The sequence below is a fragment of the Pseudomonas sp. DD1 genome (assembly GCF_044510355.1).
Taxonomy (GTDB): domain Bacteria; phylum Pseudomonadota; class Gammaproteobacteria; order Pseudomonadales; family Pseudomonadaceae; genus Aquipseudomonas; species Aquipseudomonas shahriarae.
Genome location: NZ_MSAJ01000008.1, coordinates 112,420 through 133,498 on the forward strand (window position 1 = coordinate 112,420; position 21,079 = coordinate 133,498).

At 60.6% G+C, this 21,079-nt stretch carries 20 protein-coding genes; 6 read left to right on the forward strand and 14 right to left on the reverse strand.

From position 1 onward, the window contains the following. Positions 1 to 156: 156 nt before the first annotated feature. The 7 genes from PSFL_RS06815 to ctlX all read right to left on the reverse strand — a co-directional run bounded on the left by PSFL_RS06815 (position 157) and on the right by ctlX (position 6,050). On the reverse strand, positions 157 to 654 hold the full coding sequence (locus PSFL_RS06815; protein ID WP_057439425.1) for an Lrp/AsnC family transcriptional regulator: 498 nt from the start codon (positions 652 to 654) through the stop codon (positions 157 to 159). A 14-nt stretch (positions 655 to 668) separates the two neighbouring features. Continuing rightward, positions 669 to 1,511 carry an ABC transporter ATP-binding protein gene (locus PSFL_RS06820; RefSeq protein WP_225923795.1) on the reverse strand — a complete coding sequence of 281 codons (843 nt, stop codon included), beginning with the start codon at positions 1,509 to 1,511 and terminating at the stop codon, positions 669 to 671. 3 nt (positions 1,512 to 1,514) lie between these two features. After that, positions 1,515 to 2,228: an ABC transporter permease gene (locus tag PSFL_RS06825; RefSeq protein ID WP_057439424.1), complete on the reverse strand. Its 714-nt coding sequence runs from the start codon at positions 2,226 to 2,228 to the stop codon at positions 1,515 to 1,517. After that, on the reverse strand, positions 2,225 to 2,926 hold the full coding sequence (locus PSFL_RS06830; RefSeq protein ID WP_057960092.1) for an ABC transporter permease: 702 nt from the start codon (positions 2,924 to 2,926) through the stop codon (positions 2,225 to 2,227). Before PSFL_RS06830 ends, PSFL_RS06825 begins: the two co-directional genes overlap by 4 nt. Positions 2,927 to 3,028: 102 nt before the next feature. After that, on the reverse strand, positions 3,029 to 3,808 hold the full coding sequence (locus PSFL_RS06835) for an ABC transporter substrate-binding protein (RefSeq protein WP_057439422.1): 780 nt from the start codon (positions 3,806 to 3,808) through the stop codon (positions 3,029 to 3,031). Positions 3,809 to 4,065: 257 nt separating this feature from the next. Then, positions 4,066 to 5,112, reverse strand: a complete 1,047-nt coding sequence (locus PSFL_RS06840) for an ornithine cyclodeaminase (RefSeq protein WP_120733537.1) — start codon at positions 5,110 to 5,112, stop codon at positions 4,066 to 4,068. Between the two features lie 11 nt (positions 5,113 to 5,123). Further along, positions 5,124 to 6,050 carry a citrulline utilization hydrolase CtlX gene (ctlX, locus tag PSFL_RS06845; protein WP_169961336.1) on the reverse strand — a complete coding sequence of 309 codons (927 nt, stop codon included), beginning with the start codon at positions 6,048 to 6,050 and terminating at the stop codon, positions 5,124 to 5,126. Positions 6,051 to 6,358: 308 nt separating this feature from the next. On the opposite strand from ctlX, the gene PSFL_RS06850 reads away from it, so the two are divergent. Next, on the forward strand, positions 6,359 to 7,249 hold the full coding sequence (locus tag PSFL_RS06850; protein WP_170060302.1) for a GNAT family acetyltransferase: 891 nt from the start codon (positions 6,359 to 6,361) through the stop codon (positions 7,247 to 7,249). 30 nt (positions 7,250 to 7,279) lie between these two features. Here PSFL_RS06850 and PSFL_RS06855 read toward each other — a convergent pair whose 3' ends face one another. From PSFL_RS06855 to PSFL_RS06875, 5 genes are all read right to left on the reverse strand, one after another. After that, positions 7,280 to 8,299 carry a branched-chain amino acid aminotransferase gene (locus PSFL_RS06855; RefSeq protein ID WP_057439419.1) on the reverse strand — a complete coding sequence of 340 codons (1,020 nt, stop codon included), beginning with the start codon at positions 8,297 to 8,299 and terminating at the stop codon, positions 7,280 to 7,282. Between the two features lie 184 nt (positions 8,300 to 8,483). Further along, a complete protein-coding gene (gene lpdA / locus PSFL_RS06860; RefSeq protein ID WP_397469835.1) occupies positions 8,484 to 9,863 on the reverse strand; it encodes a dihydrolipoyl dehydrogenase in 1,380 nt (459 codons plus the stop codon). A gap of 4 nt (positions 9,864 to 9,867) precedes the next feature. After that, positions 9,868 to 11,133, reverse strand: coding sequence for a dihydrolipoamide acetyltransferase family protein (locus PSFL_RS06865; protein ID WP_397469836.1), 1,266 nt, complete (start codon positions 11,131 to 11,133; stop codon positions 9,868 to 9,870). Further along, positions 11,134 to 12,192, reverse strand: coding sequence for an alpha-ketoacid dehydrogenase subunit beta (locus PSFL_RS06870; RefSeq protein WP_057439417.1), 1,059 nt, complete (start codon positions 12,190 to 12,192; stop codon positions 11,134 to 11,136). It lies immediately after the preceding gene. Position 12,193: 1 nt separating this feature from the next. Then, positions 12,194 to 13,429, reverse strand: coding sequence for a 3-methyl-2-oxobutanoate dehydrogenase (2-methylpropanoyl-transferring) subunit alpha (locus tag PSFL_RS06875; RefSeq protein ID WP_120733532.1), 1,236 nt, complete (start codon positions 13,427 to 13,429; stop codon positions 12,194 to 12,196). 196 nt (positions 13,430 to 13,625) lie between these two features. On the opposite strand from PSFL_RS06875, the gene bkdR reads away from it, so the two are divergent. Continuing rightward, on the forward strand, positions 13,626 to 14,114 hold the full coding sequence (gene bkdR / locus PSFL_RS06880; protein ID WP_057439415.1) for a Bkd operon transcriptional regulator BkdR: 489 nt from the start codon (positions 13,626 to 13,628) through the stop codon (positions 14,112 to 14,114). 1 nt (position 14,115) lies between these two features. Here the strand turns inward: bkdR and PSFL_RS06885 are convergent, their stop codons facing one another. Next, positions 14,116 to 14,991: a tyrosinase family protein gene (locus tag PSFL_RS06885; RefSeq protein WP_169961117.1), complete on the reverse strand. Its 876-nt coding sequence runs from the start codon at positions 14,989 to 14,991 to the stop codon at positions 14,116 to 14,118. Between the two features lie 496 nt (positions 14,992 to 15,487). On the opposite strand from PSFL_RS06885, the gene PSFL_RS06890 reads away from it, so the two are divergent. Further along, positions 15,488 to 17,113: a methyl-accepting chemotaxis protein gene (locus PSFL_RS06890; protein ID WP_397469837.1), complete on the forward strand. Its 1,626-nt coding sequence runs from the start codon at positions 15,488 to 15,490 to the stop codon at positions 17,111 to 17,113. Positions 17,114 to 17,159: 46 nt separating this feature from the next. After that, the gene (locus tag PSFL_RS06895; protein ID WP_198799385.1) at positions 17,160 to 18,383 is read left to right on the forward strand and encodes an HD-GYP domain-containing protein; all 1,224 of its coding nucleotides are present in this window, start codon (positions 17,160 to 17,162) and stop codon (positions 18,381 to 18,383) included. Positions 18,384 to 18,398: 15 nt separating this feature from the next. Here PSFL_RS06895 and PSFL_RS06900 read toward each other — a convergent pair whose 3' ends face one another. Next, complete coding sequence (locus PSFL_RS06900; protein ID WP_397469838.1) at positions 18,399 to 19,262, reverse strand: MBL fold metallo-hydrolase; 864 nt, start codon at positions 19,260 to 19,262, stop codon at positions 18,399 to 18,401. A gap of 94 nt (positions 19,263 to 19,356) precedes the next feature. Here PSFL_RS06900 and PSFL_RS06905 point away from each other — a divergent pair, with 94 nt between their 5' ends. Both PSFL_RS06905 and PSFL_RS06910 read left to right on the forward strand, forming a co-directional pair. Continuing rightward, entirely contained in the window at positions 19,357 to 19,692 is a 336-nt protein-coding gene (locus PSFL_RS06905) for a helix-turn-helix transcriptional regulator (RefSeq protein WP_032860171.1), read from the forward strand. Positions 19,693 to 19,746: 54 nt separating this feature from the next. Continuing rightward, a complete protein-coding gene (locus PSFL_RS06910) occupies positions 19,747 to 20,991 on the forward strand; it encodes an FAD/NAD(P)-binding oxidoreductase (RefSeq protein WP_170060299.1) in 1,245 nt (414 codons plus the stop codon). Positions 20,992 to 21,079: the final 88 nt, after the last annotated feature.

Here is a 21,079-nt window from a genome sequence, read left to right on the forward strand (position 1 = left end):
TGGCTTGTGTGGGAGCTGGCTTGCCTGCGATAGCATCACCTCGGTATAGCTGATAGACCGAGGCGTCTGCATCGCAGGCAAGCCAGCTCCCACACAGGCAAGCCCACACAAGTCCACCCCCCCACATCTGATCTGCATCGTGTGAGGCGATGGGGTTCAGGCCAACTCAGTCGCGGTGTTTTTCACCACCGCCAGCTCCGGATGGGCCACCAGTTTGTCGATGTGCAGCTCATCATTGTTCAACCAGGTTTCCGTCAGCACGCGGTAGTGCTCCATGTCCCGGCAGCGCATGCGCAGGCTGTAGTCGAAGGGGCCGCTGATCAATTGGCACTCGAACACCTGTGGGCAGGCTTTGACGCAGGCTTCGAAGGCTTTTTGCGCCGAGCGCCCGCTCTGGTTCGACAAGGCCACCAGTACCAGCAAGGACAACCCCGGCGAGACCATTTGCACATCAATGATCGCGCCGTAGCCGCGAATCACCCCGCGCCGCTCCAGCTTGCGCACCCGCTCCAGGCAGGGCCTGGGCGTCAGGTGCACCAGCGAAGACAGCTTTTCGTAGGTGATACGCCCCTGATGGCGCAAGACATCAATGATGGCTTCATCAATGCGATCCAGCACTGGGGTGGAATGGGGTCCGTTGGCCTTGGTATCCATGGTCGATTCTGTGTTCACTTCAAGCGGTTGGAGAGAAATTGCTGCAAGCGTTCGCTGGTCGGATGGTCGAGAATCTCGGCGCTGCCTTGTTCTTCGACACGGCCCTGGTGCAGGAACAGCACCTGGCTGGAGACTTGCCGGGCAAAGCCCATTTCGTGGGTGACCATAAGCATGGTACGACCTTCCTCGGCCAACGTCTGTATGACTTTGAGGACTTCTCCTACAAGCTCCGGATCCAGCGCCGAGGTCGGTTCATCGAACAGGATAATCTCCGGCTCCATGGCCAGGGCCCGGGCGATGGCCACGCGCTGTTGCTGACCACCGGAGAGAAACGCCGGGTATTGATCGGCGACCCGGCCCGGCAGGCCGACTTTATCCAGGTACATCCGCGCGCGTTTCTCCGCCTCGGCGGCACTGACGCCCAACACCCGGCGTGGCGCCATGCAGATGTTTTCCAGCACGGTCATGTGGCTCCACAGGTTGAAGTGCTGGAACACCATGGCCAGGCGCGTGCGCAGGTTCTGCAGTTGTGCCTGGTGCGGCGCCTGCACCCCGGCGCGACCCTGGCGCATTTCAATGCTGATGCCGTCCAGGGTGATTACCCCGGCGTCGGGCTGTTCGAGGAAATTGATGCAGCGCAGCATGGTGCTTTTGCCGGAGCCGCTGGCGCCGATCAGGCTGATCACATCGCCCTTGCTGGCGTTGAGTGAAACCCCCTTGAGCACTTCGTGGTCGCCGTAGCTTTTATGCAGGTCTTCGACCTTGAGTTTGACGTTGGCGCCGGCCGCCACCACGTTCGGGCGGGGCGCGGCAGTGTGTGTGGGATGAGCGGCCAGGGCCTGTGCGGACTGATTCATGGGTTAGCCTCGGGTCGGGACAAGAAAGCGCATCCAGCGTCGTTCGGCCAGTCGGAACAGGCCCACCAATGCGAAGGACAGCAGCATGTACAGCAGCGCAGCAATGCCGAAGGCCTGGAACGTGAGGAACGTTTCGGCATTGGCGTCACGGGCCACCTTGAGGATGTCGGCGATGGTTGCGGTAAATGCCAGGGACGTGGCGTGCAGCATCAGGATCATTTCGTTGCTGTAGGCCGGCAATGCGCGGCGCAGCGCGGCGGGGATCACCACGAACAGGTTCATCCGCCAGCCGTGCAGGCCGTAGGCCCGCGCGGCTTCAATTTCGCCATGGGGAATATTGCGAATGGCCCCGGCGAAGATTTCCACGGTATAGGCGCAGGTGTTGAGCACAAAGGCCAGCAGCGTGCAGTTCAAGGCATTGCGGAAAAACTGATTGAGCAGGGCGTTGTCCTGCACCACTTCCAGGCTGTACAGGCCGGTGTAGCAAATCAGCAACTGGATATACAGCGGCGTGCCGCGAAACAGGTAGGTGTACACCTCCACCGGCCAGCGTAGCCAGAAGTGCTCGCTGACGCGGGCGATTGCCAGGGGGATCGACAGGAAAAACCCGAGGATCACCGACACGATAAACAGCCACAAGGTCATGGCCACCCCGGAAAACCCAGAGCCATCGGTCCACAGGTACGCCAGGCCATATTGCTGGATCAGTTCGATCATCGCGCCACCCCTTTGATGCCGACGTTGTAGCGCCGTTCCAGGCGTTTGAAGATGCGGTTGGAGAGGGTGGTGATCACCAGGTACACCAGGCCCGCAAGGATCAGGAAGTACAACGGGTCATTGGTGGTCTTGCCGGCGTTCTGCGCGGCCTTGACCAGGTCCGCCAGGCCGATGATCGACACCAGCGCCGTGGACTTGAGCAGTACCAGCCAGTTATTGCCCAGCCCCGGCAACGCAAACCGCATCAATTGCGGGAACATCACCAGCCGAAACCGCTGCCAGCGGCTCAAGCCGTAGGCGGTCGCTGCTTCCAGTTGGCCCACCGGCACACTGAGCATCGCGCCGCGAAAGTTTTCGGTGAAATACGCACCGTAGATAAAACCCAGGGTGATCACACCGGCGGTGAAGGGATCAATTTCGAAGTAGTTCCAGCCAAGCATCTCGGTCAAGTCATTGAGCCACAGTTGCAGGCTGTAGAAGATCAGCAGGATCAGCACCAGGTCCGGCACGCTGCGGATCAAGGTGGTGTAGAGGGTGGCGGGGATGCGCAACAGTTTATGGCTGGACAGCTTGGCACCGGCGGCGATCAGGCCCAGGCTCAGGCTCAGGACCAGCGCGAGGAACGCCAGCTTGATGGTCATCCAGGCACCCTGGGCCAACAGCGGGCCGAAGCCTTGCAGGTTGAGGAGTTCATTCACGGGAAAGTCTCGATAGAACCGGTAGGAACCTGCCGCAAATGGCGGTGTTTATCGCACCGCCAGCGCTGGCAAGCCGGCTCCTACAGGGGATAGGGCGGGGGATTACTCGTGATAGATATCTTCGTCACCGAAGTACTTCTTCTGGATCAGCGCGTAAGTGCCATCGGCCTGGATGGCTGCGATGCCCTTGTTGATCAGCGCCAGCAGTTCCTGGTCGTTCTTGCGCAGGCCCATGGCAATGTCCAGCGGCAAGGTCGGGTCCTTGAAGGCCGGGCCGGATTGGTAGTCGGCGCCTTCAGGCTTGGACAGGAAGTTGAGCTGGGCTTCGAGCTTGTCGGTCAGCGTCGCGTCGAGGCGGCCGTTTTGCAGGTCGGCATAGTTCTGGTCCTGGGACTGGTATGCCTTGACCTGGGCACCGAGCTTGGCCAGGTGGGCGCGGGCATAGGCTTCCTGCAGCGAGCCCTGGAGCACGCCGACCTGTTTGCCCTTGAGGGATTCGGGGGTGTCGCCGAAACCGGCGCCCTTGCGGGTGATCACCGAGGTGGGGCTGAGGAACAGGCGATCGCTGAAGTCGATCTGTTTTTGCCGGGCCGGGGTCACGGCCATGGAGGACATGATGGCGTCGAACTTGCGCGCACGCAGCGCCGGGATCATGCCGTCGAACTCGTTGTGGACCCAGGTGCACTTGACTTCAAGCTTAGCGCAGATAGCGTTGCCCAGCTCAATGTCGAAACCTTGCAGGCTGCCGTCGGCGGCCACGGATTCAAAGGGTGGGTACTCGGGGAACACGCCGAAACGGATTTCTTTCCATTCCTGGGCCTGGACGGCGGTGGCGCACAAAGGCAGGAGCAGCGCGGCGACGAGTGATCGGAGCGGAGTCATGGTGTTTTCCCTATATTTTGTAATTGATGTCAGGGCAGTAGAAAGGGTGCGGCATGCATTCATTTGCTGACTCTTTGGTCGCGCTCAGAATGCTTCATGATGGTGCGTTTTTTGTGTCGTTTACCTAGTCCTTCGCATGCGGAATACGCTGTTAAAACGCGGATTGCAGCAGAATCGGCTGCGGCACCCTGTATATCGGCTTTTCAAACCGCGGTTTAGGGCCCGCCGCTTGCGCAAAGCGGCAGGCCAGAGCGGTTTCAGGCGCGCTTTTTATGCTGTGCGGTTGGTCGCTGGGCCAGGCGGGCGAACAGGTCCTTGGGGTCGGCCAGGTCCGGTACCAGCTCCAGCTCGCTGCCCACGTCCAGGGCCTTAGCCACATCCAGTACATAACGCAGGGCCGAATAGTCTTCGAGGGCAAAACCTACCGAGTCAAACAGGGTGACCTGGCGCGCATTTTCCCGGCCCGGCTTCTGGCCGTTGATCACTTGCCACAGCTCGATGACCGGCGAATCCTCAGGCATATGCTGGATTTCGCCTTCGATACGGCTTTGTGGTTCGTACTCGACGATCACCCGCGCGCGCTCGACGATGCGCCGGTCCAGTTCGGTCTTGCCGGGGCAGTCGCCGCCCACGGCATTGAGGTGCATGCCGGGCTCGATCATGTCGTCGGTAAGGATGGTGGCGTAGGCCTTGTCGGCGGTGACGGTGGTGACGATATCGGCGCCTTTCACCGCTTCGGCGACGCTACCCGCGAGGGTCAGCTTGATCGCCGGGAAGGCCTTGAGGTTGTTCGCCAGCTTGTGCATGGCCTGGGTATCTATATCGAACAGGCGGATCTCATTGATGCCCAGCAAGGTGTGGAACGCCAGGGCCTGAAACTCACTTTGCGAGCCATTGCCGATCAGCGCCATGCTGCGGCTGTTGTCCCGTGCCAGGTAGCGTGCAACCAGGGCCGAAGTGGCGGCAGTGCGGATCGCCGTGGTCAGGGTCATCTCGCTGAGCAGCACCGGTTTGCCGGTATCCACATCCCCCAGGGCGCCGAATGCCATGACCGTGAGCATGCCGCTCTGGGTATTTTTCGGGTGGCCGTTGACGTATTTGAAGGCATACAGCGAAGCATCCGAGACCGGCATCAGTTCGATCACGCCCTCGGGCGAGTGGTTGGCCAGGCGCGCGCATTTTTCGAAGTCATTCCAGCGCAGGTAGTCGGCGCGGATGTACTCGGCCATCTCGGTGATGCAGGTTTGCAGGCCTTTTTGCGATACCAGGTAGCTGAGGTCGTTGACGTCGATATAACGGGTCATGGAAAAACTCCTTATTGGAATGAGGCGCGGGCCGGAAGATGCACTTCGGCCAACATGCAGCGGGCACTGCCGCCGCCGATGCGTTCGATGTTGTCGATATTCACCACGACTGGGTGGGTGTGGCGTTCCACATGCAGGCGCTGCGCCGGCTTGAGCGAGCGCCAGGCGCTGGCCGACATCACCAGCAGCGGCTGGCCGTCGCGGTCGTGGAGTTCCAGCATGTTGCCGGCGAAGGCTTCCAGTTGGTCGAAGTCCAGGGCCAGGATGTCTTTGCCGGTGTCGCGCAGGGAGCGTTCCAGGCCCTGGCGTTCTTGGGTTTCGGGCAGCGCGTCCAGGCACACCACCGACAGGTCGCGGCCGACGCTCATCATCACGTTGCTGTGGTAGATCGGTGCGTGATGGCGGTCGACGGCGTGGAAGGCGCAGACCTGATAGTCCAGGCGCTCGGCAAACTGGCGCAGGGCATCGTGATGGGTGCGCCCGGAGTGGCAGGCGTAGCTGATGCGGTGCTGGCGGTCGAGGACCATGCTGCCAGTACCTTCGAGGAACATGTTCTGTTGTTCCAGGTGGCTGAAGTCGATGGTGTCTTTGATTGCGAAGCGCTGCTCCAGTACTTGCAGCACGCCTTTATCGCGCTCCAGGCGGCGGTTCTGGCCCTCCATCGGGTACAGCACCAGGCTGCCGTCGGCATGGCTGCTCCACCAGTTATTGGGGAAGATCGAGTCCGGGGTATGGGGCGCGGGTGTGTCCTGCACCACCAACACTTCCACACCATGCTGGCGCAGGGTGTCGACATAACCGTCGAACTCTTCCAGCGCTTTTTGCTGTGCGGCCACCGGATCGACGGGCGCGCGCTGGAAGCGGTTGTTGATCGCGGTGTCCGGGTTAAAGGCAAAGTGCGCCGGGCGGATCATCAGGACGGTATTGGTGGTTTGCATGGGGGCACGAGTCCATGGGGTTGGGCATTGAGGCTATTTTGTGCGCTCTGGCCGCAGAATCCCGGCTGAAACAGGGGAGCAGCCCAGCCGGGAAAGCTGAAAAGAGGGGTATGGCAGCCGAATCGGCTGTCAGGGGGCGCTCAAACCTGTAGGAGCCGATTTGTGTGGGAGCTGGCTTGCCTGCGATAGCATCACCGCGGTGTGGCGGACACACCGAGGTGCCTGCATCGCGGGCAAGCCCGGCTCCCACACAAGCCCACACATGGGTATTGTGGTGGCTGTCATTACGTCACCCGTCAGGAGGAGTCATGTCTACCGCCGTCCGCCTAGCCCAACCCACCGATGCCGAAGGCATCAGCCAGGTCATCCTGGCGGCCCTGCGCAGCAGCAACGCCCGTGACTACCCGGCGGATGTGATTGCGCGGGTGGCGAGCAACTTCACGCCGGAGGCGGTGCTGCAATTGCTCACGCGGCGTACCGTGCTGGTTGCACTCCAGGATCAAGAAATCGTCGCGACCGCCGCCTTGGACGTCAATGTGGTGCGTTCGGTGTTCGTCAACCCGGTGCTGCAAGGGCAGGGCATCGGCCGCCAACTGATGGTCGATATCGAACAGCGGGCCCGTGAGGCTGGGGTCACGGTATTGAGCGTACCGTCGTCCCTCACCGCCGAGCCGTTTTATACCAAGCTGGGGTTCCAGACCGTGCGGGATGTGTACCACGGCAACGAGCGCACCCTGGTGATGGAGAAAGTATTGTCGTCTCGCCACCCCATCGGCGTGTATCGCGACCGTTTGCATCGGGCCCAGGTCGCGGCGTTATGGCAGACGGCGTTTGGTTATGACACACCACATAACCGGCCGGAACTGGCGATTGATAGAAAGCTTGCGGTGGAGGACGGGCTGTTCTTTGTCGCCACCCACGGCAAGGCCGTGATCGGCACCTTGATGGCAGGTTACGACGGGCATCGGGGTTGGTTGTATTCGGTGGCCGTGCATCCGGACTATCGCCGGCAAGGCCTGGGCGCGTCTTTGGTGCGCCATGGGGAACAGGCGTTGATCGCCCTCGGCTGCCTGAAGATCAACCTGCAGATCAATCTGGGCAACGATACGGTGGTGGGGTTCTACGAAGCACTGGGGTATGGCGTGGAGCCGAGGATCAGCATGGGCAAGAAGATTGCGCAGAACCTGCCAAAATCCTGAAACCACCTGTAAGCAAATGTGGGAGCGGGCTTAGACCTTGACGATCCAGCCAGCCGGCGCTTCAACGTCGCCGGACTGCACACCGGTCAGCTCTTTGTAGAGCTTCTGGGTCACTGGGCCGACTTCTTTTTCGCTGTAGAACACGTGCAGTTTGTCTTTATACTCGATCCCGCCGATAGGCGTGATCACTGCCGCTGTACCACAGGCGCCGGCTTCCTTGAAGTCTGCCAGCTTGTCGATCAGCACGTCGCCTTCGACCACGTCCAGGCCCAGGCGGGTCTTGGCCAGTTCGATCAGCGAAAGGCGGGTGATGCCTGGCAGCACCGACGGCGAGTTCGGGGTGACGAACTTGTTGTCGTGGGTGATCCCGAAGAAGTTGGCCGAACCGACTTCTTCGATTTTCGAGTGGGTGGCCGGGTCCAGGTAGATGCAGTCGGCAAAGTTGGCTTTTTTCGCCAGGGAGCCGGGCATCAGGCTGGCCGCGTAGTTGCCACCGACCTTGGCGGCGCCGGTGCCGTTCGGCGCGGCGCGGTCGTAGCCGGAGATCAGGAAGTTGTGCGGGGTCAGGCCGCCCTTGAAGTAGGCGCCGACCGGGATGCAGAAGATCGAGAAGATGAACTCGGGCGCGGTACGCACGCCGATGTTGTCACCGGTGCCGATCACGAACGGGCGCAGGTACAGCGCGCCGCCAGTGCCGTACGGCGGGATGAACCGCTCGTTGGCGCGGACCACTGCCTTGCACGCCTCGATGAAGGCTTCGGTCGGCACCTGCGGCATCAGCAGGCGGGCGCAGCTGCGTTGCATGCGGGCGGCGTTCTGGTCCGGGCGGAACAGGTTGATCGAACCGTCCTTGCAGCGATAGGCCTTCAGGCCCTCAAAGCACTGCTGGCCATAGTGCAGGGCGGTGGAGCCCTCGCTGATGTGCAGCACGTTGTCTTCGGTCAGGGTGCCTTCTTGCCAGGCGCCGTCTTTCCAGGTCTGGAGAAAACGCTTGTCGGTCTTGATGTAGTCAAAACCCAATTTGTCCCAATTGATGCTTTCGTTACCCATGACACCCTCTATCTCTTTTCAACCGCCTGGTCGAAGGCAGGCTTTTGGTTTATTTCTGGATGGGCGCAACAATACTTCATTCTTGGCCTGTGTGGGAGCGGGCTTGCTCACGATAGCGGTGGGTCAGTTAACGCCTCTGACACTGACACATTGCTATCGCGGGCAAGCCCGCTGCCACAGTGGGTCAGAGGTGCAGGGCATGCCCCAGCGCCCGCAGCGCCGCTTCCTGCACGGCTTCACCGAGGGTCGGGTGGGCATGAATGGTGCCTGCCACATCCTCCAGGCGCGCGCCCATTTCCAGGCTCAGGCCAAAGGCCGTGGACAGTTCGGACACGCCAACCCCCACCGCCTGCCAGCCAACAATCAGGTGATTGTCGCGGCGTGCCACCACCCGCACGAAGCCGGTCTTGGACTCCAGGGTCATGGCCCGGCCATTGGCCGCAAACGGGAAGCTCGAGACAATGCAGTCCAGGCCCGCAGCCTTGGCTTCGTCCGGGGTCTTGCCGACCACCACCAGTTCCGGGTCGGTAAAGCACACCGCCGGGATCGCCGCCGGGTTGAACTCGCGGGATTTACCGCTGATCAGCTCCGCGACCATTTCGCCCTGGGCCATGGCCCGGTGCGCCAGCATCGGTTCGCCGCTCAGGTCACCAATGGCCCACACATTGCGCATGCTGGTCTGGCAACGACTGTCGATCTGGATTGCCGCGCCGTTCATCGTCAGGTTCAAGGCTTCCAGGTTCCAGCCCTGGGTGTTGGGTTTGCGACCGACGGCAACCAGCACCTGGTCGGTGCCGAGGGCCAGGGTCTCGCCATTCGGATCGCGCACTTGCAGGCTGCCACCTTCAAAACCCGTGACGCTGTGCTTGAGGTACAGCTTGACCCCCAACTGCTTGAGGGATTCGGCGACCGGCTGCGTCAGCTCGGCGTCGTAGGCCGGCAGGATGCGGTCCTGGGCTTCGACCACGCTGACTTCGGCCCCGAGTTTGCGATAGGCAATCCCCAGTTCCAGGCCGATATAACCGCCACCCACCACGATCAAGCGTTTTGGCACACTGCTCGGCGCCAAGGCTTCGGTGGACGAAATGATCGGCCCGCCAATCGGCAGCATTGGCAGGTTGACGCTTTTCGAACCGGTGGCCAGCAGCAGGTGCTCGCACTGGATGCGTTGGCCATCCACGTCCACGGTCTTGCCGTCGACGATCTTGGCCCAGCCGTGGATTACCTGCACTTTGTGCTTTTTCAGCAGCGCGGCAACCCCGGTGGTCAGGCGGTCGACAATGCCGTCCTTCCACTCGACGCTCTTGCGGATGTCCAGGGTCGGCACATCCACTTCGATGCCCAGGGCCGAACCCTGGCTGTGGTGCACGGTTTGCTGGAACTGCTCGGCAACGTGGATCAGGGCCTTGGACGGAATGCAGCCGATATTCAGGCAGGTACCGCCCAACGCCTGGCCTTCTACCAGGATGGTCGGGATGCCCAGTTGGCCGGCGCGAATCGCCGCCACATAGCCGCCCGGGCCGCCGCCGATAATCAGCAGCGAGGTATGCAAAGTCTGAGTCATGCCCTTACTCCAGGAAAAGGCTGGCGGGTTGTTCGAGCAGGCCACGGATGGCCTGGATGAATTGCGCCGCGTCCATGCCATCGACCACCCGGTGATCGAAGGAGCTGGAAAGGTTCATCATCTTGCGGATCACGATCTGCCCCTTGATCACCATTGGTCGCTCGACGATGCGGTTGACGCCGACAATCGCCACTTCCGGCAGGTTCAGCACCGGGGTGCTGACAATTCCGCCCAACGCGCCGAGGCTGGTCAGGGTGATGGTCGAGCCCGACAGTTCGTCACGGCTGGCCTTGCCATTGCGCGCGGCGTTGGCCAGGCGGGTGATTTCTTCGGCGGTGCCCCACAGGCTGCGCGCCTCGGCGTGACGCACCACGGGCACCATCAGGCCGACATCGCTCTGGGTGGCGACGCCCACATGCACCGCGCCAAGGCGGGTGATGACTTGGGCTTCGTCGTCATAACGCGCGTTGATCTGCGGGAAATCGCGCAAGGCCACAACCATCGCGCGCACCAGGAATGGCAACAACGTCAGCTTGCCGCGACTGGCGCCGTGTTTTTCATTGAGGTGTACGCGCAAGTCGTCGAGGGCCGTCACGTCGATCTCTTCGACGTAGCTGAAATGTGCGGCGCGGCGCGTGGCGTCCTGCATGCGCTGGGCGATCTTGCGGCGCATGCCGATCACCGGGATCTGCTCTTCGTCGTTACGCTCGGCATACGGGTTGGCGCCGGCCGAGGCGCGGGTGCTGCCCTGTTGCAGATAGGCGTCGAGGTCTTCATGCAGAATACGCCCGGCCGGGCCCGAGCCCTGGACCAGGCGTAGCTGGATCCCGGCGTCCAGCGCATGCTTGCGCACGGCGGGCGAGGCCAGCGGGCGATCATTGGCGTCGCGGGCCACCGGGGCCTGGGCGGCCACCACCGGCTTGGCGGCCGGTTTGCTTTCAACCGCAGGGGCCTTGATTTCGGCTTTTGGGGCCGGCGCGGCTTCTTCAACCACCGCCGACAACGCCGACTCCCGGGTATTGCCCGCGCCTTCGACTTCAATGCTGATCAGGATACTGCCCACGGCCATGACTTCACCCGGCTCGCCGCCCAGCGATATCACCTTGCCATGGACCGGCGAGGGAATATCCACCATCGCCTTGTCGGTCATCACATCCGCCAGCACCTGGTCTTCCACGACCATATCGCCAACCTTGACGTGCCATACCGACAACTCAACTTCTGCGATGCCTTCGCCAATGTCCGGCATCTTGATAACGTGCGTGCCCATTCAGACCTCCATGACCCGTTGCAAAGCCGCGCCCACACGGGTCGGGCCAGGGAAATACGCCCACTCTTGCGCGTGGGGGTAGGGGGTGTCCCAACCGGTCACACGCTCGATAGGCGCTTCCAGGTAGTGGAAGCAGTGTTCTTGCACCAACGACACCAGCTCGGCACCAAAACCGCAGGTCCGGGTGGCTTCATGCACCACCACGCAACGGCCGGTCTTTTTCACCGACTTGACGATGGTTTCCAGGTCCAGCGGCCACAGGCTGCGCAGGTCGATGACTTCGGCATCGATGCCGGTTTCTTCGGCGGCCACTTGCGACACGTACACGGTGGTGCCGTAAGTCAGCACCGTGACGGCCGAGCCTGGACGCACGATGGCAGCCACATCCAGCGGCACCGTGTAGTAGCCGTCCGGCACCTGGGCTTGCGGGTGTTTGGACCACGGCGTTACCGGGCGGTCGTGATGGCCGTCGAACGGGCCGTTGTACAGGCGCTTGGGCTCGAGGAAGATCACCGGGTCATCGTTTTCGATGGAGGCGATCAGCAGGCCCTTGGCGTCATAGGGGTTGGACGGCATCACCGTGCGCAGGCCGCAGACCTGGGTGAACACCGCTTCGATACTCTGGCTGTGGGTCTGGCCGCCGTAGATGCCGCCGCCGCAGGGCATGCGCATGGTCAGCGGTGCAGTGAACTGGCCGGCCGAGCGATAACGCAGGCGCGCCGCTTCCGAGATGATCTGGTCGGTGGCCGGGTACACGTAGTCGGCGAACTGAATTTCAGCCACCGGGCGCAGGCCATAGGCACCCATGCCCACGGCCACGCCGATAATGCCGCTTTCGGAGATCGGCGCATCAAACACCCGCGAGGTGCCGTACTTGCTCTGCAAGCCTTCGGTGCAACGGAACACGCCGCCGAAGTAACCGACGTCCTGGCCGAATACCACCACATTGTCGTCGCGCTCAAGCATCACATCCATGGCCGAGCGCAGGGCCTGGATCATGGTCATGGTGGTCGTGGTCATGGCGGTTTCCAGCTCGATTTTATTGTTGTGATCGTTCATGTCAGATCCCCAACTCTTGACGCTGGCGCTTCAAGTGCTCCGGCATCTCTTTATAAACGTCTTCGAACATGCTCGCGGCGCTTGGAATCTGGCCACCGGCCAGGGTGCCGTACTGTTCGGCTTCTTTCTGCGCGCTGATCACTTCGGCCTCCAGCTGCGCACTGACCGTGGCGTGTTCCTCTTCGGACCACTGGCCAATCTTGATCAGGTGCTGCTTGAGGCGGGCAATCGGGTCGCCCAACGGGAAGTGGCTCCAGTCGTCGGCAGGCCGGTACTTGGAGGGGTCATCGGAGGTGGAGTGCGGGCCGGCGCGGTAGGTGACCCATTCGATCAGGGTCGGGCCGAGGTTGCGGCGCGCGCGTTCGGCGGCCCAGGCAGAGGCGGCGTACACCGCGATAAAGTCGTTGCCGTCCACCCGCAGGGAGGCGATGCCACAACCCACGCCGCGTCCGGCGAAGGTGGTGGCTTCACCACCGGCGATGGCCTGGAAGGTGGAGATCGCCCACTGGTTGTTGACCACGTTGAGAATCACCGGCGCGCGGTACACGTGGGCGAAGGTCAGGGCGGTGTGGAAGTCCGATTCGGCGGTGGCACCATCGCCGATCCATGCCGAGGCAATCTTGGTATCGCCCTTGATCGCCGAGGCCATGCCCCAGCCCACGCCCTGTACGAACTGGGTGGCGAGGTTGCCGGAAATGGAGAAGAAACCGAAGTCTTTTACCGAGTACATGATCGGCAACTGGCGGCCCTTGAGCGGATCGCGCTCGTTGGACAGCAGTTGGCAGATCAGGTCTACCAGCGGCACTTCACGGGCCATCAGGATGCTTTGCTGGCGGTAGGTGGGGAAGCACATGTCGTCGATGTTCAAGGCCAGGGCCTGGGCGCTGCCGATGGCTTCTTCGCCAAGGCTTTGCATATAGAACGACATCTTTTTCTGACGCTGGGCGACCACCATGCGGTTGTCGAAGATCCGCGTCTTGAGCATGGCACGCATGCCGCGGCGCAAAATGTCTACCGGGACACCTTCGGCCCATGGGCCCAGGGCCTGGCCCTGGTCGTCGAGCACGCGGATCAGGCCCTTGGCCAGGTCGGCGGTGTCGGCGGCTTCTACGTCAATTGCGGGTTTGCGCACCGTACCCGCATCGGTCAGATGCAGGTAGGTAAAGTCGGTCTTGCAACCTGGACGGCCAGAAGGCTCGGGAACGTGCAGGCGCAGCGGTTCGTATTGCTGGGTCATGGCTTTCTACGCTCGATCTTGTGAATTTCTTGTAGTGGGCGCGCTTAGCTGACAGTCAGTCCCCGGGTAGGAGAAATCTTGTCCTACAACAATCATAGGCCGGGGCGTGGAGAATATTTATCTCTGTTTGGTTGCGCCTGAGATCATTTGAGGATAAAAAATCTGCATAAACATAATAAACAGGTGGTTTTGTCTCATGCGCAAGCTGGACCGTATTGATATCGGGATTCTCAACAGCCTTCAGGAGAATGCCCGCATCACCAACGCCGACCTCGCACGCTCGGTCAACCTGTCGCCCACGCCGTGTTTCAACCGGGTCAAGGCGATGGAGGAATTGGGTTTGATCCGTGACCAGGTCACGCTGCTGGACGCCGATTTGCTGGGGCTGCACGTCAATGTGTTTATCCACGTCAGCCTGGAAAAGCAGAACGAGGAAGCCCTGCAGCAATTCGAGGGGGCGATTTCCGACCGGCCGGAGGTGATGGAGTGCTACCTGATGGCCGGTGACCCGGACTACCTGATCCGGGTGCTGGTGCCGACCATCCAGTCGCTGGAGCGCTTTATGATGGATTTTCTGACTAAGGTGCCGGGTGTGGCGAACATCCGCTCGAGCTTTGCACTCAAGCAGGTGCGCTACAAGACCGCGCTGCCGCTGCCGGCCAATGGTTTGAACCTAGGCAGCTGACTTATTCATAACGGTAGTCAAGTTGCTCAAGGTCCAGGGTCTGCCTGACGGTCCAGCGCTCTGGCCAGGGTGCCGGTTCGTTTGGCGGGTTGAACACCAGGCTTGAGTCCAGCACGCCGTTGGGGGCGTCAGCCCTGGGCTGGAACGGCTCGCTGATCGGATGCTGCTGGCGCCACTGCTCCCATAGAAAGTCCAGATGGCAATGGTGCAGGAAAAACAGCGGGTCATTGGAAGAGGAGGCGGTGGTCATATCGCCGCCGATCCAGGCATGAACCCTGTTGTGCAATCGGTCTTCACTGACATTTTCCCAACCTCCGGAGGCTTCAGCCACGGGGACTTGCCAGTACGGGGTGCGCGCCAACGTTGAAATCACTTCCAGGGGGCCTGGCAAGGGCTGCTCGGGATTTGCCCCCAGGTCGCGACGCAGACCCTGATCACCCGAATTGTCGTCCCACACCTTGAGTTCGAATGCGCCGTTGAACACGGAAAATGGGCCGGTGGTGACACGTTGGTTTTGCATGTTGTCGCCGTTGCCCCCCATGAAATCGGCGGTGAAGGGGTTGCTGCGACCCTCTAGCTGCCAATCCCAATAGGGCAGGGTGATAGACGGATCATTTGCGGCGGTTTTGAGCGCCAGTTCGAACTGCCGAATCAGGATCCGGTGCCAGGGATAGAACAGCGGGCTTTGGTGGGGGTTGGGGACCAGTGGGTTGGGCCCGCCCATAGAGTTGCGATGGACCTGCACAAAATCGTCATAGCGGTTCTGCAGGCCGGGGCGCAGGACACTTGGAACGTCGTTCTTGAGCCGCAGAATGGCGGTGACAAAGGCTCGTTTCTGCTCCCCGGTCAGGTCGCGGTGGTTACGTCGGATGTCCATGTTTCAGATGCTCCATAGAATGTGGGTTCCTGGAGTATCCGTGGGGGAGGCAGCAGAATGTGGTGTATAGATCTTCCTCTCGTAACGTCGGTAATACGCAATTGTTTCTATTCATACGAGGCGATGTGACTGATAGCGATCATCTGGAAGTGTCTGGTGAGCAAGCCATTATTATAAAAAACGCTTGTCCTTATGGGCAGTAAGGTATCTGCTAAGCTCATGTCTTAGTCGGAAGAGCGAGTCATAGAGAATGAGAAACTAGTCCATCTGGCTATTTAAGGCTCTAAGGGTGCCCGCTCGCCTGTTATCGTTGCGGCATATTCCTTGGTCTAATTGACTTATATAAGTAGTTAGCTAAGTAGTGGTTTGCGTGGTTTTTTTGTTTGTCGGCTCCATAAAACAACGATAGGCCTACATTTTTTTCACAGAACGCTCCACACACTGATGCCATCGAGGCTGTAAAAGTCCTTGAGCCAGTAAGCCTAGGGGAATTGCCATGTCAATGAGATCCATAAGATTGAACGCCCGTACCACCCTGTGTTTTGGCGTGGTGTGCCTGTTGCTTTTAATACAAGGCGCGATGACCCTGGTGAAAGTTGACAAAGTCTATTCGTCCACTGTGCAAATAGAAACTAACTGGCTACCCAGCATTCGTCAGGCTGGAAAGATGGAAAGTACGTTATTGAAACTTCGCCTGGAGTTGCGCAGGTTTGCACTGGATGCTAATCGGCTAAGTTCAACTTCGGTCGGTGCTGTTAAAGAGGCGAGTAGTGCGCTGGTTAAAGTAAGCAATGAGTATGCTTCGTTTGTATCCAGTCCCGAAGAAAAGAATAAATATGATCAAGTCATACGGGATATACAGGCCTATAACCTGAAAGTTGATGAGTTGCTGGCCATGGACAGTTCACATTCGGCTGCTGACTTGAGTGTGTTTTTTAGAGATTACACCAGCCCTCTGGCCGTTAAGCTGCAGTCCATGATTGGGGAATTGTTGGCTATCAACGAAACGGGTGGGCAGGCCGCAGTGGCCACTGCGGCCCATGAATATGATGCTGCCCGATTGTTCACATTGATCCTGATGGTGGCGTCGGTGCTGTTGACCATTGTGGTCGCCCGACTGTTCACCAAAAGTATCATCACGCCGGTTGGCGAACTGTTGGCCGCGACGGCGAAGATTGCCCAGGGAGACTTGGGTGTCGCCATCCAGATCAGCGGCAAGGACGAACTGACCGACCTGCAACAGTCCACTGCAGCCATGCAGATGAGTTTGAAAAGTACTTTGCAGCATATATCCGAAGCATCCGGCCAACTGGCATCGGCTGCTGAAGAGATGAGTTCGATCACCAAGGAGTCCAGTGCCGGTATTGAACGACAAAGTATGGAGACCGATCAGGCCGCCACGGCGGTCAATGAGATGACTGCCGCGGTAGAAGAAGTGGCGCGTAATGCGGTGTCGGCCTCCCAGTCGACACAGGACTCCCAACGCTCGGCAAAAGTCGGCCAGGAGCGGGTGACCCAGACCATCGCTTCGATTGAAAAATTGAGCGCCACCGTCCAGCAAACCGGGGTCGAAGTAGAGGGGCTGGCCAAACAGGCCCAGGACATTGCAAGGGTGGTGGAAGTCATCCGCTCCATTGCCGAGCAAACCAACCTGCTGGCCCTGAATGCGGCCATCGAAGCGGCCCGGGCCGGCGAGCAGGGGCGCGGCTTTGCGGTGGTGGCCGACGAGGTCAGGGCGTTGGCCCATAGAACGCAGACCTCGACCCAGGAAATCGAACAGATGATCGCGAAGATCCAGAGCTGTTCCAGTGAGGCGGTGCTCTCGATGGGGCTGAACCGAACTGAAGCCGTGGATTCGTTGAAGATCGCCCATGAAGCGGGTGCGGCCATTACTCAAATCACCCATGCGATCGAGGATATCAACGAGCGAAACCTGCTGATCGCCACCGCGTCGGAAGAGCAGGCCCACGTCGCACGCTCTGTCGACCAGAACCTCATCAGCATTCGTGACCTGTCTATCCAGAGCTCGTCGGCCGCCAGTCAAACCTCGATCGCCAGTAATGAACTGTCGAAGCTGGCGATTGATCTCAAACAGATTGTTTCGAGGTTCTCGGTGAACTGAGCCGAGTCGGGCAGGTTGTTTGATCTTGAACTGTGAGGTAATGCCTATGTTGAAATGCATTCCTACTTCGCAAGTCAGGTTGGGTATGTACGTCCAGAAGCTCAACGGCGCCTGGACTGACCATGGTTTTTGGAAAAACAGTTTTTTGCTGACCCGTCTGCAAGACCTGCAGCGTTTGCGTCAGTCACAGGTGCAGAGCCTCTGGATTGATACCGAGAAGGGGGACGACGTGCTGCCGGACGAGCTGCCGCGTTCGCCAGCTGTTACCTCAACGGTCGCTGCACTGGCGCAATCTGCGGTGCCCCCGCGTGTTGATATGAAGGTCGAGGTGGCGCGTGCCGTCAAGGTGTGCGCGCGGGCCAAGAGTGCCGTCGTCGAAATGTTCAGTGACTTGCGCATGGGGGGCGCGATCGACCCTACTCGCGTGGTTAGCCTGGTGGATGAAATTTCCCAGTCGATTTTGCGCCACCCCCATGCCCTGATCAGCCTGGCCCGGTTGAAGCGGGCCGATGAATACACCTACATGCATTCGGTCGCGGTCAGTGGCTTGATGATCGCGTTGGCCAGGCAGTTGGGGCTGTCGCCGGCATTGGTCCAGGAGGCAGGGCTGGCAGGGTTGTTCCATGACGTGGGGAAAATGGCCATCCCGGAGGGCATTTTAAGCAAGGCCGGCAAGCTGACTGAGGCGGAGTTCGAGATTGTGCGCAGCCACCCCCAGGAGGGGGTGAACATGTTGCGCAACAGCCCGCATATCAGCGCCCTGGTATTGGATGTGTGCTTGCATCACCATGAAAAGTGCAACGGCGAGGGTTATCCCCACGGCCTGCGCCAGGATCAGATCAGCTTGTTTGCACACATGGGCGCGGTGTGTGATGTGTACGATGCGGTGACCTCAGAGCGGCCTTATAAACAAGGCTGGGGGCCGGCCGATGCCATTCAGAAAATGGCCGAGTGGAAAGGCCATTTCGATGAGCGGGTGTTCCAGGCGTTTGTCCGGTGCATGGGGATTTACCCGGTGGGCGCCTTGGTGCGCCTGGAGAGCGGGCGTATCGGTGTGGTGATTGAGCAAAGCCAGAAGTCGTTGCTCACGCCACGGGTCAAAGTGTTCTTTTCGGCGCGCTCTCGCTTGCCCATTATCCAGGTGGTGGTGAACCTGGCCGAGCAGCGCGACAAGATTGTCGCTCGCGAGAGCATCGAGGACTGGGGCTTCAAGCATATCGACGAGCTTTGGTCAGGCTTGCCCAAGCCCAAGGGCTCTTACTTCAGTTGAGCCCGATGTGCCGTGTCACAGCTGGTTGATCGGGATTTTCAGGTACACCACGCCATTGTCTTCCGCCGGCGGCATATTCCCCGCTCGTACATTCACCTGGATCGCCGGCAGCAACAGCGTCGGCATGCCCAGCCCGGCATCACGGGTGGTGCGCATTTGCACAAATGCCGCTTCATCCACCCCGTCATGCACATGGATATTGCTCGCTCGCTGTTCAGCCACGCTGGTCAGGCATTTGGCCTCGCGGCCCTCGGGTGGATAGTCATGGCACACGTATAGCCGGGTGTCGCCGGGGAAGGCCAGCAACTTGCGCATCGAGGCATACAACTGGCGCGCATCGCCGCCAGGGAAGTCACAGCGGGCGGTGCCCACGTCGGGCATGAACAGGGTGTCGCCCACCAGGATCAACTGGTCGTCGATCAGGTAGGCCATGTCTGCCGGGGTATGGCCGGGCACGTGCAGGGCCTGGGCCTTGAGGTTGCCGATGTGGAACACCTCGTCGGGGGCGAACAGATGGTCGAACTGCGAACCGTCAACGCGAAACGCCGGCTCCAGGTTGAACAGGTGCTTGAACACGCCCTGCACCTGGCTGATGGACTGGCCAATGGCGATTTTGCCGCCCAAGACACGGCGCAGGTACGGCGCGGCGGACAGGTGGTCGGCGTGGGCGTGGGTTTCCAGCAGCCATTGCACCTGCAAGCCATGGGCCTGGACGAACGCCACGACGTGGTCGGCCTGGCGCGTGTTGGTGCGTCCGGACGCGGGGTCGTAGTTGAGCACCGAGTCGACAATGGCACAGGGTCCACCGTCCGCTTCATAGACGATGTAGGTCCATGTCGACGAGGCCTCGTCCAGGAAGGGTTGAATCAGCGCAGGCATGACGGTTGTCCCTGATGGCTAAAAAAAGGCGTGATATTCACTTTATGTTTAAACATAATGTTTTGAGCTTAAGTGAGAGAAAGGACCGAAGCAAATGGAATCCAGTCTGAGTGAAGGTGAAGTCGCCCAGTTGCGTGCGTCTGCGTCCAAGGCCTGTACCTTGCTCAAGGCCCTGGCCAATGAGGACCGGCTACTGATCCTCTGCCAGTTGACCCAGGGCGAGCGCAATGTGGGTGAGCTGGAAACCATGACCGGCGTGCGCCAGCCGACGTTGTCCCAGCAACTGGGGATCCTGCGCGACGAAGGGCTGGTGGCGACCCGTCGTGAAGGCAAGTACATCTTTTACGGGTTGGCCAGCCACGAAGTGATTCAAGTGATGAAAACCCTCTCCGGGCTGTACTGCGGGGCGGTGATAAAAAGCTGGGCGTGACGCCATACGGCAACGACCCTTGTGTGCATTGTTGAAATAAGAAAGGCCAGGACTATGAACGACCAACACTGGGGACCGACCATCAGTGGCGACATCGTGGTCATCGGCGGCGGCTCGGCAGGCATCGGCCTGCTGGCCAGCCTGCTCAAGCGCGACCCGCAGCTCAATATCATCCTGATTGAACCCAGCGCCGAGCATTACTACCAACCCGCCTGGACCCTGGTGGGCGGCGGCGCCCATGACATCCGCAAGACCATGCGCCCCATGGCCCAGGTATTGCCCGACGGCGTGACCTGGGTGCAGGCGGCGGTCAGTCAGTTGCTGCCCGACGAGCAGGCCCTGGTGCTCGACAGCGGCCAGCGTGTGACCTGGAATAACCTCATCGTCTGCCCCGGCCTGCGCCTGGCCTGGGAGAAAATCCAAGGCCTGGAGCAGACCCTGGGCCACAACGGCGTTACCTCCAACTACAGCTACCAGCACGCGCCCTACACCTGGCAACTGGTGCAGCAGCTCAAGGGTGGCAAGGCGATCTTTACCCAGCCGGCCATGCCGATCAAATGCGCAGGGGCGCCGCAAAAGGCCATGTACCTGTCTTGCGATCATTGGCTCAAGCAAGGTGACCTGAACACCATCGACGTCGAATTCAACCTGGCCGGCGCCGCGCTGTTTGGCGTGGCAACCTTTGTGCCGCCGTTGATGAACTATGTCGAGAAATATGGCGTGCAGTTGGCCTTCAACTCCAACCTGATCAAGGTCGATGGCCCGGCGCGCAAGGCCTGGTTCGAGGTCAAGGACGCCGAAGGCAATGTCAGCGTCGAAGAAAAATCCTTCGACATGCTGCACGTCGTCCCGCCGCAAGTGGCCCCGGACTTTATCCGCCACAGCCCACTGGCCGACGCCGCTGGCTGGTGCGAGGTCGACCCCCACAGCCTGCAACAGGTGCGTTACCCGCACATCTTCGCCCTGGGCGATGTGTGCTCCACCAGCAATGCCAAGACGGCGGCGGCGGTGCGCAAGCAAATCGTGGTGGTCGCCGAGAACTTGCTGGCCCTGCGCAGACAGGCGCCATTGCCGCTCAAGTACGACGGTTATGGCTCCTGCCCGTTGACGGTGGAGAAGGGCAAGGTGGTGCTGGCCGAGTTCGGTTATGGCGGCCGGCTGCTGCCGACCTTTCCCCTCGACCCGACGGTGGCGCGGCGCTCGGCGTGGTTTTTGAAGGCGACGCTGCTGCCGTGGTTCTACTGGAACGGCATGCTCAAGGGCCGCGAATGGCTGACCCGTCTGGCCAAGGTGGAGTGAGAGAACCCTATGCTGCTGGCAAGTTTTTTTGGCGTGTTCATGGGGCTGGTGATGGGCCTGACCGGGGCCGGGGGCGGGATCCTGGGGG